Source organism: Mycobacterium sp. NGS45, assembly GCF_059812645.1.
Window position 1 is genome coordinate 99,184 of the sequence record NZ_JCALDB010000003.1, and the last position, 23,620, is coordinate 122,803.

Consider the following 23,620-nt stretch of genomic DNA (forward strand, 5'->3'; position numbering starts at 1 on the left):
TCCAAAAGTCATTGCAGGGCAGCGCGGAACAGTCCTCGCTCGCCGTACAGCGGCGACGAGGGTGGAAGGTCGTTCTTCTCTCTGTGGTACTCCTCGATCTTGAGCACTTCTTCGGCGGCACCGAAGACCAGCGGCACCCGCTGGTGGATCTGCGTGGGTACAACGTCGAGCAGTCGGGAACGCCCGGTGCTGGCGATGCCGCCGGCCTGCTCGATGAGCAACGAGATGGGGTTCGCCTCGTAGAGCAGTCGCAGGCGGCCGGGCTTGCTGGGGTCCTTGGAGTCCCGCGGATACAGGAAGACCCCGCCGCGGGTCATGATCCGGTGTGTTTCGGCCACCAGCGAAGCAACCCAACGCATGTTGAAATCCTTGTGCCGCGGACCGGTACGCCCAGCCAGACATTCGTCGATGTAGCGGTGGACCGCGGGCTCCCAGAACCGTCGATTTGAGGTGTTGATCGCGAATTCGGTTGTGGTGCGCGGGATCTGGATGGACGGACTGGTGAGCACGAACTCACCCATGCCGCGGTCCAACGTGAAGGCATGCACACCGGTGCCCACTGTCAGCACCAGCACGGTTGCCGGACCGTAGATTGCGTAACCGGCGCAGACCTGCTCGCAACCCGGTTGGAGGAACTCCTCGACGGTGGGATCCTCGCCGGGTGATGGTGCGCGCAGGATCGAGAAGATGCTTCCGACAGAGACGTTGACATCGATGTTGGAGGAGCCGTCCAGCGGGTCGAAGACCAACAGGTACTTCCCGCGCGGATACTGCGTCGGCAGCAGGTAGGGCTCATCGAGCTCCTCGGACACCATGCCGGCGACCTGGCCGGTCCACTCGGTGGCCCGCAGGAAGTAGTCGTTGGCCAGTACGTCGAGCTTGTGCTGCACTTCACCTTGCACGTTGATCGCGTTCGCGCTGCCCAGTACGCCGCCGACGGCGCCCTGGCCGAGCCGGTAGGCGATGGCCTTGCACGCCAACGCGACATCGAGAATCAACCCGTTGAGGTCACCGCTGGCGCCGGGATGTCGGCGACGTTCCTCGATGAGAAACTGCACCAGGGTCGTGTGATTAGCGAGCATGGTTTCCAGCCTGGGGCACCGCATCCGATGGACCATCACCCCGGCGGGTGGCTCGGCAGGGGATAGTGCCCGCAATGGCTGGTGCGGTGCGAGCGGACCGGCCTAGCATCCTCGGGCATGCGAGTCCTCATCTACAGCAGCGATGCTGCGACCCGCCGCGAGATCCGGCAGGGGCTGCGTGCCGACACCGATTGTCTCGAAGTCGGCACGCAGGCCGTGCTGCTGGCGCACATCGAAGCCGCTGTGTTCGAGGTGGCGATCCTGGACGGGGAGTCCACCCCAGCGGGCGGGATCGGTCTCGCGAAACAGCTGCGGGACGAGTTCTCGACGCTGCCGTGGCTCATTGTGCTCACCGGCAGGCCCGGTGACGGTTGGCTGGCCCGCTGGTCGGGCGCCGACGCGGTGCTCTCGCGGCCGATTGATCCGTTCGCGCTGGCCGCGGCGGTGTCCGCGGCCCGCGATTCGCCTCCTCCCATCCCCCTGATGGGGGATGGGAATCGGAGCGGATCGAGCCATTGTGACAGGCACGTACTGACCCTCGAGGAGGCATGATGGGCGACACACATCACGATCCGACCGATCACTTCCGCACGACGAATCAGCATGCGGGCGAGCACATGATCGACGTGTACTTCTGGCCGGGGTTGTTCCTGCTGGTTATGGGGGCGGCCGCGGTGATCGGAGCGGTCGCGTCAGCGGCCTATGGCCATTCGACTGGTGTCGCCCTGATGGCCCCGACCGCGGTCGGGGCGACGATCGTTGGCGCGCTGTGGATCGGTTACGAACGGCGCCGGGTTCGCCGCATCGAAGCGCGGTGGCTGTCGGCGCACCCCGGCCATCCGCGCGTCGGTATCCATTGACGGTTGAGCGCCGCTCAGGCTTTGGTCGATGGTGGGCGAAGTGCTTGCCATCGGTGCGGTCGGGCCGGGGTCCACTGAGCAAGTAGGCCCCGGCCCGAAACCCTTTGCTCGTACTGGGTTTCACCGACGAGGAGCGCGACGTCAATCCGACGACGCGGCGTGACTGCGGGCGTGTGCGATCGCGTCGTCGAGGGAGTCGATGAGGTGGTTCTCGTGGCGCAGCGAATCGATGACCCCGACGTTGGTCAGCAGCTTCAGGTGCTCGGCTTGCACACCCTTGATGATGACGGTGATGCCGCGCGACTCCAGTTCCTCGGCGATGCGGCCCAGGGTGTGCGCTCCGGTGGCATCGAGCATGCCCAGTTGCGACATCCGGATGATGACCACCGTGACCTCGGGTTGGTCGGCACCGGTGATGCTGGTCGAAATGCGTTCGGCCGCACCGAAGAACATCGCGCCGTCGAGTCGCAGCAACGCGATGCGCTCGTCCCCGGGCTGTGCGGGGCCGGGTAGCCTCTCGCGGGTCACGCTGCTGCGCCGGGCCACCGAGCGCAGCGCGAAGAACGCGGCGACCAGGATGCCGATCTGCACGGCTTCGATGAGGTCGAAGCACACCGTGATCGCCGCCGTCAGCACGAAGGTCAGGGCATCCGAGCGTGTCGAGCGCAGGATGGTGAGGATCGTGGCGCGCGAGATCATCCGGAACGCCGTGACCATCAGGACCGCCGACAGCGCCGCCAACGGGATGGTCGAGACCGGCCCGGTGGCCAGGTACACCACCCCGAGCAACAACAACGAGTGCACGATGGCCGCGACGCGGGTGCGGGCCCCGGAGCGCACATTGACCGCGGTGCGGGCGATCGCGCCGGTGGCCGGCATGCCGCCGAACATCCCCGAGGCCACCGAGGCGAGGCCCTGCCCGACCAGTTCACGGTCGGGGTCATACGGTCCGGTCGGTGCCATGGCCGCCGCGACGCGCGCCGAAAGCAGCGATTCGATGGCCGCGAGCGCGGCGATGGCCAGCGCCGCGCCCAGCAGGGCCCGCAGCGCGCCCAGGTCGGCGTGGGGCAGGATCGGCGCGGGGAGATGATTGGGCAGCTCGCCGATGCGAGCGACCTGGAGGTCGAGAGCGATGACCAGCAGCGTCGCGGCGACGACCGCGCTCAACGACTCCGGGATTGAACGATGCAGCCGGGGCAGCCCGATCATCAAAGCCGCGGCGAACGCCACCACCGCCAAAGGCGGTGCCGCCGTGCTCCATTCGGCTGCCGTGAGAACGTCCCAGGCCGCGAACAGGGCGGTGTTGCCCTCGGGGGTAGGCTGGCCGACTGCGGCGGGGACCTGCTGCAGGAAGATGATGGCGGCGATGCCCAGGGTGAAGCCCTCGATCACGGGCCACGGGATGAACGTGACGGCGCGGCCCAGTCGCGTGATGCCGGCGGCCAGCACGATGATTCCGGCGAGCACCGTGACCAGTGCGATGCTGCCCAGGCCGTAGACCGCGACGATGGGGGCCAGGACCACGGCCATCGCGCCCGTGGGGCCGGAGACCTGCACGTGCGATCCGCCGAAGACCGCGGCCACCAGACCGGCCACGACCGCGGTGACCAGTCCGGCGGCCGCACCGACACCGGAGCTGATGCCGAACGCCAGCGCCAGCGGCAGGGCAACCACGCCCACGGTGACGCCGGCGACGATGTCCTGCCGCCAGGAGCGGGGGAGTTCGGCGTAATCGGTGCGGTGCGGCAGCAGGCGGGTCAGGGCCGACGTCACCGCGGGCCCTGGATCGGGGGCAGGCCCCGCATGGCCTCCAGGTGCTTACCGGCCGTCGACAGGGAGTCGGCGAGGAAAGTCCGGGCGATCAACAGCAACTCGGCGACCTTCGGGTGCGCCAACCGGTAGAAGACGGCGTTGCCCACGCGTTCGGCGGTGACCACCTGGTGGCGCTTGAGCACAGCCAGATGTTGCGAGAGCAGCGTGGCCTCCATCCCGGTCTCGGCGAGGATCTCGCTGACCGGGGTGGGCTCGGCCGCCGCGGAGAGGATCTCGAGCACGCGGATGCGGGCCGGGTGGGCCAGCGCTTTGAACAGGTTCGCCTTGATCTCGTAGAGCGGCGTGTCGGATGCGAACGGCACCGGCAGATTCTTTCACTTTATGGATTGACGGAATTATCAAGTCACTATACGGGTGGTCAACGGTGACCGCCAACTCGGTGGGCTACGCCAATCCCTTGAGCATCAGGTTCCAGTACAACAACGGCAGGCCGTACTTCTTCAGGTACCAGTACGCGCGATGCGGGGTGGTCGGGTTCAATACCGGCACCGACGGCTTCAGGTTGAGGTCGTAGTCGAACTCGGCGAGCAGCATCGACCGCGAGGACGTCACGATCGGGCACGACCCGTAGCCGTCGTAGGCGGCGCGGGGGGACCGGCCGGCCAGATGGTCCTCGATGTTGGCGACGACGACGGGTGCCTGCTTGCGGATCGCCGCGCCGGTCTTGGAGTTCGGCGTCGACCCGGCATCGCCGAGCGCGAACACGTTCGGATAGCGCACGTGTTGCAGGGAGTGCTTGTCGACCTCGACGTAACCGTTGGCGTCCCCGGTGGACAGCGGGCTGGACTTGATCCAGTCCGGCGCCGACTGCCGAGGCACCGCGTGCAACATGTCATAGGGCAACATGTCGGTGGCGCCGGAACCGTCGAGACTGCTGACGGTGACCTTGCGTGACGGGCCGTCGACCGCGGAGACCTCGGCTTCGGTGTGCACCGTGATGCCGTAGTCGGCGGCCACCGCGTCGAGGCTGTCCGCGATTGCGGGGATCCCGAACAGGCGCGGCGTGGGGACCACCAGGTGCACGTCGATCTTGTCGAGCACACCTTGGCGCCGCCAATAGTCACTGGCCAGGTAGGCGATCTTCTGCGGCGCCCCCGCACACTTGATCGGCCCCGACGGCATGGCGAACACCGCACTGCCGGAACGGGTTTCCCGAATGAAGTCCCAGGTGCGCGGTGCCAGGTCGTAGCGATAGTTCGACGAGACGCCGTCCTTGCCGAGAGTCTCCTCCAGGCCCTCGATCCGCTCCCAGTCCAGCTGGATGCCGGGACTGACCACGAGCACCTCGTACCCGTAGTCAGTCCCGTCCGCGCAGGTGACCGCATTGCGGTCGGGGTCCACGCTGACCACCGAGTTTCGGATCCAGGTGGCGTTCTTCGGTATCACCGAGGCCATGGGGCGCTTCGTCGCCTCGGCGGCGGCCTGGCCGCCACCGACCAGCGTCCACAGCGGCTGGTAGTAATGCTCCGCGGACGGTTCGATGACCGCGAGGTCGCGATGGCCCTGCCGAGCCAATCGCGCGGCCACCGAGATGCCGGCGGTGCCGCCACCGATGATCAGGATCCGAAACCGGGTGGTCATGATGAGCAGTTCCCTTCTTGGTGGATGAGCCGATGTCCTAGGCGTCCTGGCGCGCTTCTGCCCAGGCGTTGTAACCGCCCAGGATGTCACTCACATCGGCGAATCCCTTGTGCCGCAGCAGGCTTGCCGCCACCGACGACCGATAGCCGCCGGCGCAGAACACCACGGTGGGCTTGGTGGGATCCAGCTCATCGTGCCGGGCGGGCAGCTGCCCCACCGGGATGCCGACCGCGTTCGGGATACTGCCGCCCTCGACTTCACCGGGGTTGCGGACGTCGACCACCTGCAGGTCGGTCAGCTCGCCGGTGCGTTGGTCGAACGCCGACGCGGTCAACCGGGAGGCCGCCTGCACGTCGCCGGGATGGTTGATCATCGCGTCGAACGGATTCTCCAGGTAGCCGATCACCCGGTCGAAGCCGATGCGCGCCAGCCGAGTCTTGCCTTCCTGCTCGAAACCCGGATCGGTGAACAGCACGATGTCGACATCCGACGCCAGCACCGACCCCGCGTACTCGGCGTAGCGGCCTTCCAGCCCCACGTTGATCGCGCCGCGCAGGTGGCCCTGCGCGAACTCCTCGGGGCCACGACCGTCGACCAGCACCGCGCCGGCTTCGACGGCCTTGCGGACCTGTTCGTAGGTCATCGCGGCCGGCATCTCGGCCTCGTCGTACAGCCCGCGGTCCTTCCTGTTGAGGATCGCGTCGTAGACGAAGTAGCTCGGTGCCGGCGGCTGTCCCTCGGTGACCAGGGCCATGAACCGCTCCCGGGTGGGGGCGCGCAACGCGTAGTTCGACAGCTTCTGATCGCCGATGGTCGACCACAGGTCGGTCGACAGGTTCTTGCCGCAGGCCGAACCGGCGCCGTGTGCCGGGTAGACCCGGGTGGCGTCGGGCAGCGTCATCAGCTTGTTGTGCAGCGAGTCGTACAGCTTGTGGGCCAACTCCTCCTGGGTGAAGCCGATCGAGGCCAGCAGGTCAGGGCGGCCGACGTCACCGATGAACAGCGTGTCCCCGGTGAGCACCCCGTAGGGCACCGTGTCCTCGGCGTGCTCGTAGACGACGATGCTCAGCGATTCGGGTGTGTGCCCCGGGGTGTGCAGGAACTCCAACGTCACGTCGCCCAGTGAGTAGCGCTCGCCGTCGGCCACGCCCATGGATTCGAACTCGGTCTCGGCCACCGAGGAGTAGACGATCTTGGCGCCGGTGGCCTTCGCCAACTCCAGATGGCCCGACAAGAAGTCGGCGTGGAAGTGGGTTTCGATGACGAGTTCGATGTTGAAGCCGTACTTCTCGGCGTCGGCCACGTACTGGCCCACGTCGCGCTGCGGATCGACAACGACTGCGCGCCCGGTCTTTTCGTCGGCGACCAGATACGACGCGTGGGACAGGCACTCCAGGTAGTACTGGATGAACTTCATCTCGGATTCCTTTCGGGAGAACTTCCAATCGGTGCTCGGTAGGGCCTCGGTGTCCCGAGGGTGTCATACCCCTACGGGTATATCAAGTACCCTAGGGGGTACAAGTATTCCGCGGTTGCGGGTACCCCATGGGGTATGTATATCATGTGCAGGACGATACCCCTCGGGGTATAGCCAAGCAAGTTGCCCAACCCGGAAGGAGCTCTCCGATGACCGTCCCCGCCACCATCCCCGCGCACGATCTCCACGCCATGCTCGAGTCGCCGCGACCGCCGCGGATGCTCGACGTCCGCACTCCCGGCGAATTCGAAACGGTGCACATCGCCGGGGCCTACAACGTGCCGCTGGACCTGCTGCGCGAACACCGCTCCGAGATCCTGCAGCATCTCGATGAGGATGTGGTGTTGGTGTGCCGCTCCGGCCAGCGAGCGGTGCAGGCCGAGGAGACACTGCGCAACGCCGGCCTGACCAACGTCCACATCCTCGACGGCGGCATGACCGCCTGGACGGACAGCGGCTTCGCGGTCAACCGCGGCGCCAGCCGCTGGGACCTCGAACGGCAGGTCCGCTTGGTCGCCGGTCTGATCGTGGCGCTCAGCATCCTGGCCAGCATCGTCTTTCCGTGGGCCAAGTGGATCGCCGGCGCCGTCGGCATGGGTCTGACTTTCGCGGCGCTGACCAACACCTGCGCCATGGGAATGCTGCTGTCCAAGCTGCCCTACAACCGCGGCGCTCGTTGTGACGCCCAAACCATCGTGTGCCAGCTGGTGGATTCCGGCGCCACGGCCAAGAAAGCGGGCTGACCGCCATGATTGCGCTCACAATCGCCCTGGCCGTGTTCGTCGGCATCGCCCTGGGCCTGCTCGGCGGCGGCGGCTCGATCCTGACGGTGCCGCTGTTGGCCTACGTCGGCGGGATGGATGCCAAACAGGCCATCGCCACCTCGCTGCTGGTGGTCGGTGTCACCAGCGCAATCGCGGCCGTCTCGCACGCGCGGGCGGGCCGGGTGCAATGGCGCACCGGGCTGCTGTTCGGCGCGGCCGGCATGGTCGGCGCCTTCGCGGGCGGCCTGCTGGCCCGCTTCATTCCCGGCACCGTGTTGCTGATCGGCTTCGCGGTCATGATGATCGGCACCGCCGTGGCAATGCTGCGCGGCCGGACCCACGCCCCGGCGGCCGGCACCCGCCGGCTGCCGGTCGTGCGGATCCTGGTCGACGGGCTGGTGGTGGGGCTGGTCACCGGACTGGTCGGTGCGGGCGGCGGCTTCCTGGTGGTCCCGGCGCTGGTCCTGCTGGGCGGGCTGTCCATGCCGACTGCGGTCGGCACCTCGCTGATCGTGATCACGATGAAATCCTTTGCCGGACTGGGCGGTTACCTGTCCAGCGTCAGTATCGACTGGAACCTGGCCCTGGCGGTGACCGGCGCGGCCGTGGTGGGTGCCCTGCTGGGTTCGCGGCTGACGTCCAAGGTGGATCCCGACGTGCTGCGTCGAGCCTTCGGTTGGTTCGTGCTCACGATGTCCTCGGTGGTCCTGGGGCAGGAGATCCATCCGGCCGTGGGCATCGCCGGCGCGGCGTTGACCGCGCTGGCGGCACTCGCGGTGTACGTCTGTACTCGCCGGGCGGATTGTTCGGGGCTGCGTCGGGTGTTCGGCGGCGCGGCCGGTGGACGCCGGATGCGCAAGCAGGCCGTCGGGGTCTAGTGGGTCAGTGGATGAACAAATCTGGCGGCCGCGACGTCATACCCCGGAGGGTAAAGTCGACCATAACCCGGACACGTCCGAACAAGGAGGTACACCCATGGTTGGTGACGAAGATGCCATTGCCGCGGTGCTCAACAGGTTGCGCCGGGCTCAAGGTCAACTCGGCGGCGTGATCTCGATGATCGAGGAGGGACGCGACTGCAAGGAGGTCGTGACCCAACTCGCCGCGGTCTCGCGGGCGCTGGACCGCGCGGGCTTCAAGATTGTGGCCACTGGTTTGCGGGAATGTCTGACCGGTGAGGCAGCCGAAGGACAGGAACCGATGAGCGAAGCCGAGTTGGAAAAGCTTTTCCTGGCGCTGGCGTGACGAGACGAGACGAGACGAGAGGACGATCGAGTATGTCCACCACCGATGTGGCTCTGACCACAACGCTGCACACCTCTTTCGAGGACGCGGTGACGCGCACCCGTCAAGCCCTGAGCGATCAGGGTTTTGGCGTTCTGACCGAGATCGACATCCGCGCGACCCTGAACACCAAGCTGGGTGACGGCGCCGGCGACGAGGTGGGGGACTATCTGATTCTGGGGGCGTGCAATCCGCAGTTTGCGCACCGCGCCGTCGGACTGTTCCCCCGAATCGGCGTGCTGCTGCCGTGCAACGTGGTGGTGCGTGCCGACCCGGCCCGGGACGGCGCGGTCATCATCGACGCGATGAATCCGCGGCTGATGGTGCAGGTGACCGACGAACCCGCGCTCGGCGAGATCGCCGACGAGGTCGGCCAACGGCTGCAGACCGCACTGGACAGCCTCAGCGCGTAATGCCGTTGCCGCACCCGATTCCGATTGGCTAAGGTGGCGGACATGCAACGGCGTCTTCTCGTAGTAGCGCCCCGCAGCGGGGTCTGATCCAGACCGACCCCCCGCTGTGGGTCGTCAGCTACTGCCCGTCGGTCGCGTCAGTTCGACCAGAGAAGACCGGCACATGCCTTTCCCCACCACGCCACCGTCGACAATCGTGGACGCGGCCCTGCCGCGCGGCCTGCGCGACCGCACCGCAGGCATGTCCTGGGAGGCGGTCCTGGCCGCCCACGGTCCCACCGTCGGACCCCTGCGGCTGGGCGGTTGGAAGTCCTCCGAATCCCGGCACCAGGGCCGCCGCCCGTGGCTGGGGCATCGAAAATTCCAGGCCACCTTGGCAATTGGGGATCGCATCTGCACTGCGTCGGTGGCCGCCGGCGGTCCGGTGGCCGCGCTGACCGAGATGCTCTACGAAAACGGCTTCCCCGTCGAGATGCTCGAGTTCCACCAGCGCGACACCGGCACGCACACCGTCACCTTCGTGCACGGCAGCAACGGTCTGCGCGACGAGTGGGCGGTGGGTTGGGACTCCGACGCCACCCAGTCGGCGCTGCGAGCAGTGGTCGCCTGCGCCAACCGGGTGTGCGCCTGACGTCAGTGCAGCGGGCGCAGCACGATCGGCGCGCCGTCCACCGGAACCGGCATGCCGCCGTAGTCGTAGATCGGACGGTAGCCCGGGTGCGGCAACTCCAGCCGGTAACGGGTGAGCAGACGGTGCATCACGGTCTTGATCTCGAGCTGACCGAACACCATGCCGATGCACTTGTGTGCGCCGCCGCCGAACGGTGCGAACGCATACCGGTGCGCCTTGTGCTCGTTGCGCGGCTCGGCGAAGCGCAGTGGATCGAACTTGTCCGGATCGGTCCACAGCTCGGGCAGCCGGTGGTTGATCGACGGCCAGGTGACGATGTCGGTGCCGGCCGGGATGTGGTGGCCCAGCAGATCGGTGTCGCGGATGGCCCGGCGGAAGTTGAACGGCAGCGGCGTCTGCATCCGCAGCGACTCGTTGATCACCAGGTCGTAGGTCTCGAGCTTTTCCAACGACTCGATGTCCAACGGGCCGTCGCCGATCCGCGCGGACTCCTCCCGCAGTTTGTCCTGCCACTCCGGGTTGGCGGCCAGGTGATAGGCCATCGTGGTCATGGTCGACGTCGAGGTGTCGTGCGCGGCCATCATCAAGAAGATCATGTGGCTGATGATCTGGTCGTCGGTGAAGGTCTGACCGTCCTCGTCGGCCGAGTGACACAGCACGCTGAACATGTCGGTGCTCTCCGAGGCGCGCTTTTCGCCGATCCGGCTGGCGAAGTAGTCCTCCAGCGTCTTGCGGGCCTGGATGCCGCGCCACCAGGTCAGCGGTGGAATCGGCTTGCGCACGATGGCGTTGCCGGCCCGCGTGGTGGTGGTGAAGGCGTGGTTGACCGTGGTGACCAGTTCCTTGTCGGTGCCGGCCGGGTGCCCCATGAACACCTCGGACGCGATGTCGAGGGTCAGCTCCTTGATCGCCGGGTGGAACAGGAACCGGGGATCGTTGGCCACCCAGTCGTTGGACAGCACCTTGGTGGCCACCGAGTCGATGTGCGGGATGTAGCCGGTGAGCCGGGAGCGGGTGAAGGCCTCCTGCATGATCCGGCGGTGGAACAGGTGCTCGTCGAAGTCGAGCAGCATCAGGCCGCCCTCGAAGAACGGCCCGATCACCGGATCCCAGGCGCGCTGCGAGAAGTCCTTGTTGCGGTTGGTGAACACCGCCTGGGTGGCGTCCGGTCCCAGCGCCATCACCGAGGACAGTGCGGGGGACTTGATGAAGTACACCGGCCCGTGCTTGCGGTACATCTCCAAGACGAAATCCGGTCCGCCGCGGAAGATTTCGATCATGTGCCCGAGGATCGGCAGCCCGGCATCGCCGAGCACCGGCTTGAGATCGCTACCGGCCGGCGGTTCGGCCAGCACGAACTGATCCCACTCCTTGTCCTTGAGTCGCTGCTCGACCAGTCCCATGCCGGGGATGGTCACCGGTGTGGGCTTGAGCCGGCGCTTGGCCTGGTCCAACAGGTACTGCGGGGTGCTCACCGTCGCTGCTGCCACCGGGCGCTCCTTCGTCGAGATACAGGCGGGCTGGGCCTGTGGTGTAGGCCACTGACACCATTTCACCGGCTAACTTGACGCGTGTCAAGTTTCGTTCTGGCCGCGGCGTGGTGCATGGTTGAACTGTGAGCGTTGACCAGCAAGCCGGCGGGGCCGAGAACGGCTCCCGTCGTCGTGGTGACAAACAGCGCCAGGCGATCATCGACGCGACCCGCGAGTTGCTGCAGACCCGATCGTTCGCCGATCTGTCGGTCAGCGCGATCAGCGATCGCGCCGGGGTGGCCCGGTCCGGCTTCTACTTCTACTTCGATTCCAAGTACGCCGTGCTGGCCCAGATCCTGGCCGAGGCTGCCGAGGAGCTCGAGGAACTGACCCAGTACTTCGCGCCGCGTGGCGCCGATGAGACGCCGGCTGCGTTCGCCAAACGTATGGTCGGCAGCGCGGCGGTGGTGTTCGCACACAACGACCCGGTGATGGCGGCGTCCAACGTCGCGCGCGCCACCGACCCGGAGATCCGGGCCATCCAGGACGGTCAGATCACCACCGTGATCGACCAGATCGTCAAGATCATCGAGGCCGAGGTCGCCGCGGGCACCGCCCATCCGATCAGCGACGACCTGCCGATGTTGATCCGCACGCTGGGCGCCACCACGGTGATGACGCTGTCCGGTGATCCCACCTTCGTCGGCCCCGACCCCAATCCGCAGCGCGGCGTCGCGGTGCTCGAGCAACTGTGGTTGCACTGCCTGTGGGGCGGTTCGGCCAACTGATTCGGCGTTACCGCCGGTATCGTCATCGCCATGATCGATGACTACGCCGGTAAACGGTGCTTCCTGACCGGCGCGGCCAGCGGGATCGGGCGTGCCACCGCGCTACAGCTGGCCCGCGAGGGTGCCGAGCTCTTCCTGACCGATCGGCACGCCGAGGGGCTCGAGCAGACCGTCGCCGATGTGCGCGCCCTCGGCGGGGTGGTCTCCGAGCACCGCGCCCTGGACATCTCGGATTTCGATCAGGTCGCCGATTTTGCCGCCGACATCCACACCCGGCATCCGGCGATGGACGTCGTGATGAACATCGCCGGGGTCTCGGCCTGGGGCACCGTGGATCGGCTCACCCACCGGCAGTGGCGGTTGATGGTCGACGTCAACCTGATGGGCCCGATCCACGTCATCGAAACCTTCCTGCCACCGATGATCGCGGCCGGTCGCGGCGGACAGTTGGTCAACGTGTCCTCGGCGGCCGGATTGGTTGCGCTGCCGTGGCACGCGGCCTACAGCGCCAGCAAGTACGGGTTGCGCGGGGTGTCGGAGGTGCTCCGCTTCGACCTGGCCCGGCACGACATCGGCGTCTCGGTGGTGGTGCCAGGCGCGGTGAAGACCGGGCTGGTCAAGACCGTGGAGATCGCCGGCGTGGACCGGGAGGACCCCAAGGTGAGCCGCTGGGTCGACCGGTTCAGCGGGCACGCCGTCAGCCCCGAGAAGGCTGCCGCAAAGATCCTGGCCGGAGCCAAGAAGAACCGCTTCCTGATCTACACCTCGGCGGACATCCGGGCGCTGTATGCGTTCAAGCGGCTGGCCTGGCTGCCGTACTCGTACGCCATGCGGCAGGCCAACTTGTTGTTCACCCGCGCGCTGCGACCCACCCCGGTCATCGCGAACCCCAGTGCCACGCCGGAGCAGCCAGCAATCCCTGGCCACTGACCTGCGTCGCGCCGTCGGACTTGATCAGTTCGAGTTGGGTGGCGTCGGCGTCCAGGAACTCCGACAATGCCGCCGAGTGCGTCACGACGACGACCTGGGTGACCCGCGCGGCGCGGGCGATCAGCGCGGCCAGTGGTGCCACCAGCGCCGGGTGCAGTGAGGTCTCCGGTTCGTTGAGCACCATCAACGACGGCGGTTCCGGGCTCAACAGTGCGGCGGTCCACAGCAGGAAACGCAGTGTGCCGTCGGATAGTTCGGCGGACCGCAGCGGACGCAGCACCCCGGGTTGATGCAATTCGACGTCGAACAGACCGTCGGATACCGAGGTGGTCAGGGTGGCGCCGTCGAAGGCCTGCGCGACCGCCTGAGCCAGCTCGGCGGCACCGGAGCCTTCGCCGGCCTCGATGATGGTTTGCAGTGCCGGCGCCAAATCGCCGCCGTCGTCGGCGAGCACCGGGGTGCGGGTGCCGACCTGCGGCCGACGCGCCGGTGCGTGGGCATCCACCCGGAAACCGTCGTAGAACCGCCAGCTGCGCAGCCGGTCTCGGACCGCGGCAAGTTCGGGCAATTCGCGGGGATGGGCGAATTCGGCGAGCACGCTGCGGTGCAGCGGCAACGCTCGGGTCAGCTCGTCGAATCCACGTCCGGACACCGAGTCGGCCTCGGCCAGCGGGCCGGCCCGGCGCACCAACACCGATCCGCCCCGGGCCACCGGGCCGGCGAACACCAGCTCCCGCTTGATCTGCGGATCGCGGCCGAACAGCGAGTTGACGCCCGCCATCACCGGTATACCCAGGTCCACCAGATAGCCGAAATCATCGGCGGCATAGCCGAGTTCGAGTTCTACCGGCCGATTACGGGAACCCGGGCCGGCCCAGCGGGCGGACTGCAGGCCGCCTTCGCGGGCCAGTGAGGCGATCACCTCACCGCGGCCGCAGTCGGCCAGCAGTCGCAACGCCCGATACACCGAGGACTTCCCGGTGCCGTTGGCGCCGGTCACGATGGTCAGCTGTCCCAGCGGCAACACCACGTCGCGCAGTGAGCGATAGCCGCGCACCGCGACCGTGGTCAACATGGCGCCAGACTAACCAGTCGGTCCGACCGCTGGCCTCAGCGCTCGGCCAGGTTGGTTTCGACCTGCTCGATGAAATCGTCGATCACGCTCACCAACAGGTCGGCACCGCACACGAAGAAGTCGACGACCACGTTTTCGCGCGCGGCCAACCCGTTGTGGCACACCCATTCCGGATTGCCGCTCTGCCGGCGCGACAGTGCCAGTCTGTCGGTGTCGGCCACTACGTCACCGGCCGTCCACAGGTTCTCCGGTGCGCCGGCGTCGTCGCGCGGCGTCATGTCGATCTGCCGGTTCGCGCATGCTGCCCAGGCCGGACCGGCCGCGGCGACGAAGTCGGTGGCCGCCTGCGCGTCCGGGAAGGCCACCACGGCCTGGTGCACTCGGCGGGCGGGATCGGCTCCCTGCATGATCTGCTGGCGCAGTCCGCGGAATCCGCTGCCTGCGTAGGCCTCTCGGTTCGCCGGGATCAGTACCGCGCACTGTTGCTGGGCGATCTCGTCGTCGGAGAGCCCGTCGTAGATGGTGTCGCCGTTGCTGTCGTCGCCGCGGACCTGGTCAGCACCGGTTACGTCGGCCAACTGCGCGGTGCTCAACAGCAGCTGCGGCAGTGCGGAGACCGGCACCGGCCGGCTGTCCGGCGCGGGTTGGGCGGCCGAGGTGGTTGGCGCGGCAGCTGGGTGCGGGTCGGTGCCCGGCCGTACCAGCAGTAGCGCCGCGGCGCCCAGCGCAAGCACCACGACCAGGGCAGCACCGGCCAATATGGCCCGGCGCAGCCGCTGTCGGCGTGGCCTGGCCGGCGCAGGTCCTTCGATGCCGTCGGACGGCGCGGCACCGAAGTCCGGTCCCGGGCCTGGCTCCGGATCCGGTGCGGTCCAGCCGGGTGGGGCGGGGGCGGGCCCGGCGGCCAGCCGCGCCGCCCAGGCGGCGCCGGCGCGCGACCACACCGCATCACCGGTCGGTGGCACGGCTGGATTCGGCCACACCGCCGGTCCGGTCGGTCGTTGCGTCGGTGGCGGCCACGCTGACGGGCGCGGCTGCACCGGGTAGGGCGCGGTGACCTCGAGTTCCGATGGTTCCGGGGCCGGCGTCCGAACTCGTAGAAAGTGTTGGTGGGCAGGGTGTTCGGGAGTGCGCGGATGCATGTCCGGGTTACTGATCACGGAAGTTGTCGGCCAGGGTCACCGCGACGGCCTCCGCTTGGCCGGTCGGGTCGGTCCCGTCGTAGGCACACACCATGACATCGGCGACGGTGTCGTTGATGCCGACGATGGCCCGCTCGCAGGTGCCGGTGGCGCTGGTCTGGCTCAGGGTCAGCACCGAACCGCCGCGCCGGATCTCGGGCTGTCCCAGCGTCCACGGTTTACCGGTGCCCGCGTCGGTCTTGATCGACAGCTTGGTGCCGGCGCAGCGCTGCCAGCCGGTTTGGGTGGCGGACAAGAACTCACCGGCGGCATCGTGGCTGGTGAAGCTCACCGCGGTCTGGTTCACCAACCGGGTGCGTTCGGAAGGCGTTCCGTCCGTGGCGAATTGGGCTGCCACCGAAGTGGTGGCGTAGTCGGCGTAGGCGGCGCGCTGGCCGGGGGCGAACGGGTTGGTGCAGGCCGCCGGGGTGACCTGATAGTCGTCGTCGAAGTCCGAGGCGGTCAGCACCACCTGCAGCTGCCCGTCGACCTCGGTCAACGCGGTCAGCTGGTCGGCGCTGAGCAGAACGGACTGCAGCGGCGACTGGTAGGTGAAAGTCGGCATCGGTACCGCGGGTGCGGCGGAGGCGACGGCGGTGCCGCCGGCGGCGAGCAGGCCGAGGCCGAGGGTGGTGACGGCGGCAATCTTGCGGATCATCGTGTGGTCCTTTGCTGTGCTTCCGGCGAACTGATGCTCTGACTCTAGCGATAAAACCGTAGCAGTGCAACTGTGAAGTGTTGCACTGCGGCGAGCGCTTGGATTCTCGCCAAATCCGCTGGTTACAGCCGGTTTGTGGCGGGCTATCCGCAGGTGGCGTGCTTCAACTGCGGCTTTCGCGGTTGGCGGCAGCCGCGCGGTGCTGCTACGGTTTGACCAATAAGCGCATCGGTTGACCGGCTGGACCTTTCGGCCTGGACGCTACGATCGCTTCGCTTTCCCGAGGACCAACAGGCAATGAAGTGGAAGGGGCCAGATATGGGCCGTCGTCTCCCTACCAGCGGGTGGACCCAGCCGCTGTTGCAGCGACTGCCCTGGTTGCGCGCGTTCCTCGAGTTGCCGACGCGCCGGCGCGCCGCGGCCTTGGCGGTACTCGGGGTGTGTGCGGCGTTGTTGTTGCCGTCGTGTGCGACGACGGTGACCGGCCAAGCCACCTCTCCGCTGTACGACCCGTTCTCGGCCGGCGGGCTGCCCGCGGTCGACGGTCCATCCGGGCCGCGCGAGGACGCCCCGGCCCCGGTGCGCGAAGCCGAGTACTCCGATGACGGTGAGATCGACCGGTTGGCGCTGCTGGCGATCGACGACGTCGAGGAGTTCTGGGAGCAGCACTACGCCGAACCGTTGGCCGGCTCGTTCCGGCCGATCGCGAACCTGGTGTCCTATGACTCCGAGGATCCCAGTGCGCCGACGCTGTGTGGCGCCGAGACCTACGGGGAACCGAATGCCTTCTATTGCCACCGGGATCGGACCATCGCGTGGGACCGCGGCGTGTTCTTGCCGATCGGTCACGACTACTTCGGTCCGATCGCGGTCGCCGAGACCATCTCCCACGAATACGGCCATGCGCTGCAGCGGATGGGCCGGACCGTGGACTCCGACACCCCGGTCGTGGTGTTCGAACAGCAGGCCGACTGCTTCTCGGGGATGTACATGCGCTGGGTTGCCGAAGGTAATTCCAAGCGCTTTCAGCTCAGCACCGGTGACGGGTTGAACCATGTGCTGGCGGTGTTGACCGCGATCCGGGATCCGCTGCTGGACCCGGACGATTCCGAGATGATCGAGCAGGGCCACGGCACCGCACTGGACCGGGTCACCGCGTTCCAGATGGGCTTCGTCAACGGCCTGGACGCCTGCACCGCGATCGACCTGGACGAGGTCGAGGAGCGCCGCGGTGACCTGCCGATGGAACTGACTGCCGAACCCGACACGGGTCTGCACTCCGGCGAGGCCCCGATCAACGAGGCCACCATCGAGTTGCTGATGCGCGCGCTGCAGGACATCTACCAGCCCGAGCAGGCGCCCGAGCTGAGTTATGAGAAGTCGGATTGCCCGGACGCCGAGGACACCTCGCCGGCCTCGTATTGCCCTGCCAGCAACACGATTTCGGTGGATGTGGCCGGGTTGGCGAAGATGGGTGAGCAGGCCGATGAGCTGTCCGACAAGGTGCTGTTGCAGGGCGACAACACGGCGTTCTCGGTGCTGATGTCGCGCTACGCGCTGGCCGTGCAGCAGCAGCGCGGTGTGCCGTTGGATTCGGCGACGGCCGCGCTGCGCACCGCATGCCTGACCGGGTATGCCCATCGGAAACTGATCGAGCCCACCACCGGCCAAGAGGGCGATTCGCTGGTGCTGGCCGCCGGCGACGTCGACGAGGCGGTGTCCGGTCTGCTCACCAACGGCCGGGTGGCCAGCGACGTCAACGGTGAGACCGTGCCGGCCGGGTTCACCCGGATCGTGGCGTTCCGCTCGGGCGTGGTCGGTGATCAGGAAGGTTGCTTCACCCGGTTCCCGTGACGCCGGCCGCGCTGCCCGGCGGCATGGCCAGTTCGAGGCGGACGCCCAGCAGCCGGACCGGCCGATCCAGATCGAACTGGTCCAGCACCGCCAGTGCGGTGTCGGCGATCACCGCCGGGTCGGTGCTCGGTTGCGCCAGTTTGCGGATCTTGGTCCGGGTGAAGAACGTCGCGGTGCGCACCGTGACCGCGACCCGGGTCACGATCCGGCCGTCGTCGACCACTTCGGTCAACGTGCGGCGCGCCAAATCGAGGACGGCATCGTCCATTTCGCTGCGCTCGGTCAGATCGGCGGGAAAGGTGACGACGTGGCTGCGGGAGCGCGGGACCCACGGCGCACTGCTGACGTCGTCGTCGCCGCCGCCCTTGGCCAGCAACAACAACCACAATCCGGTGCGCGGCCCGAAGGTTGCGGTGAGCAACTCGGCGTCGGCCTCGGCCAGTGCGCGGACCGTCTCGATACCCAGGGCGGTCAGCTTCTTGGCGGTCTTGGGCCCCACCCCCCACAGCGCATCGACCGGGCGTTGACCCATCAGCGTCATCCAGTTGGTCTCGGTGAGCCAGAAGACGCCGTCCGGTTTGGCGAACCCGGTGGCCACCTTGGCGCGTTGCTTGTTGTCGCTGATGCCCACCGAGGCCGAAAGCCCGGTCTCGGCCGCCAGCACCGCACGCACCCGCTCGGCCAACTCGACCGGGTCCGCGGTGTCGGCACGCAGGTAGGCCTCGTCCCAGCCCCACACTTCGACCGGGTAGCCGAGGTCGCGCAGTAGCCCCATCACCTGATCGGAGGCCGCGTCGTAGGCGGCCGGGTCCGACGGTAGGAAGGTGGCGTCCGGGCACTTGCGGGCTGCGGCACGCAACGGCATCCCGGCGTGCACACCGAACTCGCGCGCCTCATACGACGCGCACGTCACCACCTTGCGGGGTTCGGTCGGGTCACCGCTGCCGCCGACGATGACCGGCCTACCCACCAGGTCCGGACGACGGCGTAACTCCACCGAGGCCAAGAATTGGTCCAGATCGACGTGCAGGATCCAGTAGGTCATCGCCCACAAAGCTTGCGCGCCAAGCTTTCCCAGGCGTCGCCGAGCTGCTCCAGGGTGAGGCCGTCGCGCCGGCGTCGCAGCTCGACGTAGTCGGCATCGACCAGGGCCAGTAGTGCATCGGCCTGGGCGTCCAGATCGCCGGTGCTGTCGGCCTGGCCCAGCAGCACGCGCACGTGCTGACGCAGCACGGCGTGCGCGGCGTTGTAGCGGGTCTCCAGGTCGCGGTTGGCGGCCGAGAGCAGTTCATGGTGGGTGTGGCTGAACCGGATGCGTTCGCGGCCGAAGGCGATCAGCCGCGGCAGCGGAGCGGCGCCCGGGCCCAGCGGTGGTGGGCCGCTCAAGAACGCGGCCTGATTCGCCTGCTCGTCCTCGTCGAGCAGCACCATCATCAGGCCGGCGCGGGATCCGAACCGGCGGAACACCGTGCCCTTGCCGACCCCCGCCTCGGCGGCGATGTCGTCCATGCTGACGGCGTCGGCCCCGCGTTCGGCGATCAGCTTGCGGGCTGCGGTCAGCAGCAGCTGCCGATTGCGGGCGGCGTCGCCACGCTCGGCGGGGGCGGCGTCGCGAACCGGGAGCTCGGTCACGTCGGCCAGCCTAATTGAGAACGCCGGGGAATTAATCGGACCATGGTCCGTTTATCCTGACTGAAGATCGCAACGAACCGAACCCTGCTGCGCCGGGTCCAAGAAGGGAAGAATCCAGCACCATGTCTGATACGCCGACCAACGTCCTAGTCCTCGTGGGCAGCCTGCGGGCCGCCTCGGTGAACCGCAAGATCGCCGCAACCGCCGCCGAGAACGCCCCCGACGGGGTGCAGCTGCAGATCGCCGAGGGATTGGCCGACCTGCCCTTCTACAACGAGGATGTCGACGTCGCCGACGCGTTGCCGACCGCCGTGGCCGAGCTGCGCGAGCTGGCCGGGCGTGCGCACGCGACGCTGGTGGTGACGCCCGAGTACAACGGCACCATCCCGGCGGTGCTCAAGAACGCCATCGACTGGCTGTCCCGCCCGTACGGCAACGGCGCGCTCAAGGACAAGCCGGCGGTCGTGATCGGCGCCGCGCTGGGTCGCTACGGCGGGGTGTGGGCCCATGACGAGACCCGCAAGTCGCTCGGCATCGCTGGCGCCCGGGTGGTCGAATCGATCACCCTGTCCAAGTCCGTCAAGGAGCTCGGCGACGGGCATCCGCGGGACAACGCCGAGTTCGTCGCCGAGCTGGGCGCGGTGGTGGGCAAGCTGGTCGCCGAGGTGGGGTGAGACCAGGTTCCAGGTGTTGACCACAGAGCCGTCGGCGGGTCGTCGTTGACCTGTCGGCGGCTTTGCTGTATCCGGGTCGGTGCGAGGCGCGCCGGTTCGGTCCGCAGTTTTGTCGGTGGCTGCTGGTAGATCTGGGGGTGGCGACCACACCGATCGCCGCGACACACCCTCGATGTGATCTGCGACACGCCGGGGGCGTGTCGTCGCAGAAGGCTTACGACCTGGGAATTTCATGAATGTTGTTCAGAACATCTTGTATGCCTTCGGTTTGTCGGCCACTAGGTGTAGTGTCTGACAGACCGAACGACCCCAAGATTTTTGAGCTCAGTCGGACCAGCGTGACAGCGCCGGAACCGCCGCCCAGGCGGATTTGGACCGTCGGGCCGGGCAACTGGAATAGCGGGGGCCATCGGCCTGCTGAACAGCAGGGTGTGCAACCAGTGAATAGGTGTCAAACCGACGAAACCGGGATTCGTCGACTTAGCCAACGACCGCCTGAGGAGCCGTGACCAGATGACCATCACCGTCTACACCAAGCCCGCCTGCGTGCAGTGCAACGCCACCTACAAGGCACTCGACAAGCTCGGTGTCAGCTATGACGTCGTCGACATCAGCCTGGATGCCGAGGCCCGCGACTACGTGATGGCGCTGGGCTACCTGCAGGCACCGGTCGTGGTGGCCGGCAATGAGCACTGGTCCGGCTTCCGTCCGGACCGGATCAAGACGCTGGCCGGCGTCGCGGCGACCACCGCCTAGGCGTCCCGCGGATCACCACGGACTGACGAAGGATTCGGGCAACCAGCAATTGGGAAGGGGAATGAGATGAGCAACCTCGTCTATTTCTCCAGCGTGTCGGAGAACACCCACCGCTTCATCGAGAAGTTGGGGTTGCCGGCCACCCGAATCCCGCTGCACGGGCGCATCCAGGTCGATGATCCCTATGTGCTGGTCTTGCCCACCTACGGCGGCGGCAAGGCGACCCCGGACATCAACAACGGCGGTTACGTGCCCAAGCAGGTGATCGCCTTCCTCAACGACGAGCACAATCGGTCGCTGATCCGCGGTGTCATCGCGGCGGGAAACAACAACTTCGGCGAGGAGTTCGCCTACGCCGGCAATGTCGTCTCACGCAAGTGCGGCGTGCCGTATCTCTACCGCTTCGAACTGATGGGGACCCCCGACGACGTGCAAGCCGTTCGTACGGGATTGGCAGAATTTTGGAAGGACCAGACGTGTCACCAACCGTCACAGCTGCAGAGCCTGTAGATACCCGTACCCACGCGTTGCCGGGGGAGACGGACTACCACGCGCTCAACGCGATGCTGAATCTGTACGACAACGACGGCAAGATTCAGTTCGACAAGGATGTGCTCGCCGCGCGCGAGTTCTTCCTGCAGCACGTCAACCAGAACACCGTGTTCTTCCACAGCCAGGACGAGAAGCTCGACTACCTGATCGACAAGCAGTACTACGAGCGTGAGGTGCTCGACCAGTACAGCCGCAACTTCGTCAAGAGCCTGCTGGACCGGGCCTACGCCAAGAAGTTCCGGTTCCCGACGTTCCTGGGCGCGTTCAAGTACTACACCAGCTACACGCTGAAGACCTTCGACGGTAAGCGCTACCTGGAGCGCTTCGAGGACCGTGTGGTGATGGTGGCGTTGACGCTGGCCGCCGGGGACACCGGCCTGGCCGAGAAGTTGGTCGACGAGATCATCGACGGCCGGTTCCAGCCGGCCACCCCGACCTTCCTGAACTCGGGCAAGAAGCAACGCGGCGAGCCGGTGAGCTGCTTCTTGCTGCGCATCGAAGACAACATGGAATCGATCGGCCGCTCGATCAACTCCGCGCTGCAGCTGTCCAAGCGCGGTGGTGGAGTTGCGTTGCTGCTGACCAACATCCGCGAGCACGGCGCACCGATCAAGAACATCGAGAACCAGAGCTCGGGCGTCATCCCGATCATGAAGCTGTTGGAGGACTCGTTCTCCTACGCCAACCAGCTCGGTGCGCGGCAGGGTGCCGGTGCGGTGTACCTGCATGCCCACCATCCCGACATCTACCGGTTCCTGGACACCAAGCGGGAGAACGCCGACGAGAAGATCCGGATCAAGACGCTGTCGCTGGGCGTGGTGATCCCGGACATCACCTTCGAGCTGGCCAAGAAGAACGAGGACATGTACCTGTTCTCGCCGTATGACGTCGAGCGGGTCTACGGCGTGCCGTTCGCCGACATCTCGGTCACCGAGAAGTACTACGAGATGGTCGACGACGCGCGGATCCGCAAGACCAAGATCAAGGCCCGCGAGTTCTTCCAGACCGTGGCCGAGTTGCAGTTCGAGTCCGGCTACCCGTACATCATGTACGAGGACACCGTGAACCGGGCCAACCCGATCGCCGGCAAGATCACCCACTCCAACCTGTGCTCGGAGATCCTGCAGGTCTCCACGCCGTCGGAGTACAACGACGATCTGTCCTATTCCAAGGTGGGCAAGGACATTTCGTGCAACCTGGGCTCGCTGAACATCGCCAAGGCGATGGACTCGCCGGACTTCGCGCAGACCATCGAGGTGGCGATCCGCGGGCTGACCGCGGTCTCGGATCAGACCAGCATCAGCTCGGTGCCCTCGATCGAGAAGGGCAACAACGACTCTCATGCGATCGGGCTGGGGCAGATGAACCTGCACGGCTACCTGGCCCGGGAGCGCATCTTCTACGGCTCCGAAGAGGGTGTGGACTTCACCAACATCTACTTCTACACGGTGCTCTATCACGCGCTGCGGGCGTCGAACAAGATCGCGATCGAGCGCGGTACGCGCTTCGCAGGCTTCGAGGACTCGAAGTACGCCAGCGGCGAATTCTTCGACAAGTACACCGATCAGCCGTGGCAGCCGGCCACCGACAAGGTGCGTCAACTCTTCGCCGACGCCGGCATCCGGATCCCCACCCAGGAGGACTGGAAGCGGCTCAAGGAGTCGGTGCAGCAGCACGGTATCTACAACCAGAACCTGCAGGCCGTGCCGCCGACCGGGTCGATCTCCTACATCAACCACTCGACGTCGTCGATCCACCCGGTGGCCTCCAAGATCGAGATCCGCAAGGAAGGCAAGATTGGTCGGGTCTACTACCCGGCGCCGTATCTGACCAACGACAACCTGGAGTACTACCAGGATGCCTATGAGATCGGCTACGAGAAGATCATCGACACCTACGCCGCGGCCACCCAGCACGTGGACCAGGGGCTGAGCCTGACGCTGTTCTTCAAGGACACCGCGACCACCCGCGACGTGAACCGGGCGCAGATCTACGCCTGGCGCAAGGGCATCAAGACGCTGTACTACATCCGGCTGCGGCAGATGGCGCTGGAAGGTACCGAAGTGGAGAACTGCGTGTCCTGCATGCTGTAGGGGGTCGACAGGCAACGCGACGGCCAGGGG

At 66.9% G+C, this 23,620-nt stretch carries 25 protein-coding genes; 14 read left to right on the forward strand and 11 right to left on the reverse strand.

What is annotated here, in order from left to right:
• Positions 1-8: 8 nt before the first annotated feature.
• Positions 9-1,082 (reverse strand): class 1 fructose-bisphosphatase, encoded by a 1,074-nt coding sequence (locus AC5Y3P_RS04265; RefSeq protein WP_316510453.1) that lies wholly within the window; start codon positions 1,080-1,082, stop codon positions 9-11.
• A gap of 117 nt (positions 1,083-1,199) precedes the next feature.
• On the opposite strand from AC5Y3P_RS04265, the gene AC5Y3P_RS04270 reads away from it, so the two are divergent.
• Together AC5Y3P_RS04270 and usfY are read left to right on the forward strand one after the other, a co-directional pair.
• Positions 1,200-1,634: a DNA-binding transcriptional response regulator gene (locus AC5Y3P_RS04270; protein WP_316510452.1), complete on the forward strand. Its 435-nt coding sequence runs from the start codon at positions 1,200-1,202 to the stop codon at positions 1,632-1,634.
• Positions 1,634-1,942 carry a protein UsfY gene (gene usfY, locus AC5Y3P_RS04275; RefSeq protein WP_500044642.1) on the forward strand — a complete coding sequence of 103 codons (309 nt, stop codon included), beginning with the start codon at positions 1,634-1,636 and terminating at the stop codon, positions 1,940-1,942. Before AC5Y3P_RS04270 ends, usfY begins: the two co-directional genes overlap by 1 nt.
• A 141-nt stretch (positions 1,943-2,083) precedes the next feature.
• Here the strand turns inward: usfY and AC5Y3P_RS04280 are convergent, their stop codons facing one another.
• The 4 genes from AC5Y3P_RS04280 to AC5Y3P_RS04295 all read right to left on the reverse strand — a co-directional run bounded on the left by AC5Y3P_RS04280 (position 2,084) and on the right by AC5Y3P_RS04295 (position 6,773).
• Entirely contained in the window at positions 2,084-3,715 is a 1,632-nt protein-coding gene (locus AC5Y3P_RS04280) for a SulP family inorganic anion transporter (RefSeq protein WP_500044643.1), read from the reverse strand.
• Positions 3,712-4,083 (reverse strand): ArsR/SmtB family transcription factor, encoded by a 372-nt coding sequence (locus AC5Y3P_RS04285; protein ID WP_500044789.1) that lies wholly within the window; start codon positions 4,081-4,083, stop codon positions 3,712-3,714. The genes AC5Y3P_RS04280 and AC5Y3P_RS04285 overlap by 4 nt, the downstream gene beginning before the upstream one ends.
• Positions 4,084-4,159: 76 nt before the next feature.
• A complete protein-coding gene (locus tag AC5Y3P_RS04290; RefSeq protein ID WP_500044644.1) occupies positions 4,160-5,356 on the reverse strand; it encodes an NAD(P)/FAD-dependent oxidoreductase in 1,197 nt (398 codons plus the stop codon).
• A 37-nt stretch (positions 5,357-5,393) separates the two neighbouring features.
• Complete coding sequence (locus AC5Y3P_RS04295) at positions 5,394-6,773, reverse strand: MBL fold metallo-hydrolase (RefSeq protein WP_500044645.1); 1,380 nt, start codon at positions 6,771-6,773, stop codon at positions 5,394-5,396.
• 209 nt (positions 6,774-6,982) lie between these two features.
• On the opposite strand from AC5Y3P_RS04295, the gene AC5Y3P_RS04300 reads away from it, so the two are divergent.
• The 5 genes from AC5Y3P_RS04300 to AC5Y3P_RS04320 all read left to right on the forward strand — a co-directional run bounded on the left by AC5Y3P_RS04300 (position 6,983) and on the right by AC5Y3P_RS04320 (position 9,925).
• Positions 6,983-7,576, forward strand: a complete 594-nt coding sequence (locus AC5Y3P_RS04300) for a rhodanese-like domain-containing protein (protein WP_500044646.1) — start codon at positions 6,983-6,985, stop codon at positions 7,574-7,576.
• Positions 7,577-7,581: 5 nt separating this feature from the next.
• Complete coding sequence (locus tag AC5Y3P_RS04305) at positions 7,582-8,475, forward strand: sulfite exporter TauE/SafE family protein (protein WP_500044647.1); 894 nt, start codon at positions 7,582-7,584, stop codon at positions 8,473-8,475.
• A gap of 97 nt (positions 8,476-8,572) precedes the next feature.
• Complete coding sequence (locus AC5Y3P_RS04310) at positions 8,573-8,842, forward strand: metal-sensitive transcriptional regulator (protein WP_500044648.1); 270 nt, start codon at positions 8,573-8,575, stop codon at positions 8,840-8,842.
• Between the two features lie 32 nt (positions 8,843-8,874).
• On the forward strand, positions 8,875-9,294 hold the full coding sequence (locus tag AC5Y3P_RS04315; RefSeq protein WP_500044649.1) for a DUF302 domain-containing protein: 420 nt from the start codon (positions 8,875-8,877) through the stop codon (positions 9,292-9,294).
• 163 nt (positions 9,295-9,457) lie between these two features.
• Positions 9,458-9,925 carry a homocitrate synthase gene (locus tag AC5Y3P_RS04320; protein ID WP_500044650.1) on the forward strand — a complete coding sequence of 156 codons (468 nt, stop codon included), beginning with the start codon at positions 9,458-9,460 and terminating at the stop codon, positions 9,923-9,925.
• Positions 9,926-9,927: 2 nt separating this feature from the next.
• Here AC5Y3P_RS04320 and AC5Y3P_RS04325 read toward each other — a convergent pair whose 3' ends face one another.
• Positions 9,928-11,415: a cytochrome P450 gene (locus AC5Y3P_RS04325; protein WP_500044651.1), complete on the reverse strand. Its 1,488-nt coding sequence runs from the start codon at positions 11,413-11,415 to the stop codon at positions 9,928-9,930.
• A 125-nt stretch (positions 11,416-11,540) separates the two neighbouring features.
• Between AC5Y3P_RS04325 and AC5Y3P_RS04330 the strand changes: the two genes are divergently transcribed.
• On the forward strand, positions 11,541-12,185 hold the full coding sequence (locus AC5Y3P_RS04330; protein WP_500044652.1) for a TetR/AcrR family transcriptional regulator: 645 nt from the start codon (positions 11,541-11,543) through the stop codon (positions 12,183-12,185).
• A 30-nt stretch (positions 12,186-12,215) separates the two neighbouring features.
• Complete coding sequence (locus AC5Y3P_RS04335; RefSeq protein WP_500044653.1) at positions 12,216-13,115, forward strand: SDR family oxidoreductase; 900 nt, start codon at positions 12,216-12,218, stop codon at positions 13,113-13,115.
• Here AC5Y3P_RS04335 and AC5Y3P_RS04340 read toward each other — a convergent pair.
• The 3 genes from AC5Y3P_RS04340 to AC5Y3P_RS04350 form a co-directional block, all read right to left on the reverse strand.
• On the reverse strand, positions 13,063-14,190 hold the full coding sequence (locus AC5Y3P_RS04340) for an AAA family ATPase (RefSeq protein WP_500044654.1): 1,128 nt from the start codon (positions 14,188-14,190) through the stop codon (positions 13,063-13,065). The genes AC5Y3P_RS04335 and AC5Y3P_RS04340 overlap by 53 nt on opposite strands.
• Positions 14,191-14,225: 35 nt before the next feature.
• Complete coding sequence (locus AC5Y3P_RS04345) at positions 14,226-15,155, reverse strand: sensor domain-containing protein (protein ID WP_500044655.1); 930 nt, start codon at positions 15,153-15,155, stop codon at positions 14,226-14,228.
• 184 nt (positions 15,156-15,339) lie between these two features.
• Complete coding sequence (locus AC5Y3P_RS04350; protein ID WP_500044656.1) at positions 15,340-16,029, reverse strand: sensor domain-containing protein; 690 nt, start codon at positions 16,027-16,029, stop codon at positions 15,340-15,342.
• A 318-nt stretch (positions 16,030-16,347) separates the two neighbouring features.
• On the opposite strand from AC5Y3P_RS04350, the gene AC5Y3P_RS04355 reads away from it, so the two are divergent.
• Positions 16,348-17,883, forward strand: a complete 1,536-nt coding sequence (locus AC5Y3P_RS04355; protein ID WP_500044657.1) for a neutral zinc metallopeptidase — start codon at positions 16,348-16,350, stop codon at positions 17,881-17,883.
• On the opposite strand, the gene AC5Y3P_RS04360 is transcribed toward AC5Y3P_RS04355, so the two are convergent.
• Positions 17,867-18,928, reverse strand: a complete 1,062-nt coding sequence (locus AC5Y3P_RS04360) for a DNA polymerase IV (RefSeq protein ID WP_500044658.1) — start codon at positions 18,926-18,928, stop codon at positions 17,867-17,869. The two genes, AC5Y3P_RS04355 and AC5Y3P_RS04360, sit on opposite strands and share 17 nt — an antisense overlap.
• On the reverse strand, positions 18,925-19,530 hold the full coding sequence (locus AC5Y3P_RS04365; protein ID WP_500044790.1) for a TetR/AcrR family transcriptional regulator: 606 nt from the start codon (positions 19,528-19,530) through the stop codon (positions 18,925-18,927). The genes AC5Y3P_RS04360 and AC5Y3P_RS04365 overlap by 4 nt, the downstream gene beginning before the upstream one ends.
• Positions 19,531-19,637: 107 nt before the next feature.
• Here AC5Y3P_RS04365 and AC5Y3P_RS04370 point away from each other — a divergent pair, with 107 nt between their 5' ends.
• The 4 genes from AC5Y3P_RS04370 (at position 19,638) to nrdE (ending at position 23,590) form a co-directional block, all read left to right on the forward strand.
• Positions 19,638-20,189: an NAD(P)H-dependent oxidoreductase gene (locus AC5Y3P_RS04370; protein WP_500044659.1), complete on the forward strand. Its 552-nt coding sequence runs from the start codon at positions 19,638-19,640 to the stop codon at positions 20,187-20,189.
• Positions 20,190-20,702: 513 nt separating this feature from the next.
• Positions 20,703-20,945, forward strand: a complete 243-nt coding sequence (gene nrdH, locus AC5Y3P_RS04375) for a glutaredoxin-like protein NrdH (RefSeq protein WP_500044660.1) — start codon at positions 20,703-20,705, stop codon at positions 20,943-20,945.
• A gap of 66 nt (positions 20,946-21,011) precedes the next feature.
• The gene (gene nrdI / locus AC5Y3P_RS04380) at positions 21,012-21,455 is read left to right on the forward strand and encodes a class Ib ribonucleoside-diphosphate reductase assembly flavoprotein NrdI (protein ID WP_500044661.1); all 444 of its coding nucleotides are present in this window, start codon (positions 21,012-21,014) and stop codon (positions 21,453-21,455) included.
• A 17-nt stretch (positions 21,456-21,472) separates the two neighbouring features.
• Positions 21,473-23,590, forward strand: coding sequence for a class 1b ribonucleoside-diphosphate reductase subunit alpha (gene nrdE / locus AC5Y3P_RS04385; protein ID WP_500044662.1), 2,118 nt, complete (start codon positions 21,473-21,475; stop codon positions 23,588-23,590).
• Positions 23,591-23,620 lie beyond the last annotated feature (30 nt).

Excerpts from the sequence above, each read along its gene's own strand:
- nrdI (WP_500044661.1), top strand. The coding sequence starts at position 21,012 with ATGAGCAACCTCGTCTATTTCTCCAGCGTGTCGGAGAACACCCACCGC.
- nrdH (WP_500044660.1), top strand. The coding sequence starts at position 20,703 with ATGACCATCACCGTCTACACCAAGCCCGCCTGCGTGCAGTGCAACGCC.
- AC5Y3P_RS04315 (WP_500044649.1), top strand. The coding sequence starts at position 8,875 with ATGTCCACCACCGATGTGGCTCTGACCACAACGCTGCACACCTCTTTC.
- AC5Y3P_RS04305 (WP_500044647.1), top strand. The coding sequence starts at position 7,582 with ATGATTGCGCTCACAATCGCCCTGGCCGTGTTCGTCGGCATCGCCCTG.
- AC5Y3P_RS04340 (WP_500044654.1), bottom strand. The coding sequence starts at position 14,190 with ATGTTGACCACGGTCGCGGTGCGCGGCTATCGCTCACTGCGCGACGTG.
- AC5Y3P_RS04310 (WP_500044648.1), top strand. The coding sequence starts at position 8,573 with ATGGTTGGTGACGAAGATGCCATTGCCGCGGTGCTCAACAGGTTGCGC.
- AC5Y3P_RS04300 (WP_500044646.1), top strand. The coding sequence starts at position 6,983 with ATGACCGTCCCCGCCACCATCCCCGCGCACGATCTCCACGCCATGCTC.
- usfY (WP_500044642.1), top strand. The coding sequence starts at position 1,634 with ATGGGCGACACACATCACGATCCGACCGATCACTTCCGCACGACGAAT.
- AC5Y3P_RS04270 (WP_316510452.1), top strand. The coding sequence starts at position 1,200 with ATGCGAGTCCTCATCTACAGCAGCGATGCTGCGACCCGCCGCGAGATC.
- AC5Y3P_RS04265 (WP_316510453.1), bottom strand. The coding sequence starts at position 1,082 with ATGCTCGCTAATCACACGACCCTGGTGCAGTTTCTCATCGAGGAACGT.
- AC5Y3P_RS04295 (WP_500044645.1), bottom strand. The coding sequence starts at position 6,773 with ATGAAGTTCATCCAGTACTACCTGGAGTGCCTGTCCCACGCGTCGTAT.
- AC5Y3P_RS04350 (WP_500044656.1), bottom strand. The coding sequence starts at position 16,029 with ATGATCCGCAAGATTGCCGCCGTCACCACCCTCGGCCTCGGCCTGCTC.
- AC5Y3P_RS04320 (WP_500044650.1), top strand. The coding sequence starts at position 9,458 with ATGCCTTTCCCCACCACGCCACCGTCGACAATCGTGGACGCGGCCCTG.
- AC5Y3P_RS04360 (WP_500044658.1), bottom strand. The coding sequence starts at position 18,928 with ATGACCTACTGGATCCTGCACGTCGATCTGGACCAATTCTTGGCCTCG.
- AC5Y3P_RS04290 (WP_500044644.1), bottom strand. The coding sequence starts at position 5,356 with ATGACCACCCGGTTTCGGATCCTGATCATCGGTGGCGGCACCGCCGGC.
- AC5Y3P_RS04335 (WP_500044653.1), top strand. The coding sequence starts at position 12,216 with ATGATCGATGACTACGCCGGTAAACGGTGCTTCCTGACCGGCGCGGCC.
- AC5Y3P_RS04355 (WP_500044657.1), top strand. The coding sequence starts at position 16,348 with ATGGGCCGTCGTCTCCCTACCAGCGGGTGGACCCAGCCGCTGTTGCAG.
- AC5Y3P_RS04370 (WP_500044659.1), top strand. The coding sequence starts at position 19,638 with ATGTCTGATACGCCGACCAACGTCCTAGTCCTCGTGGGCAGCCTGCGG.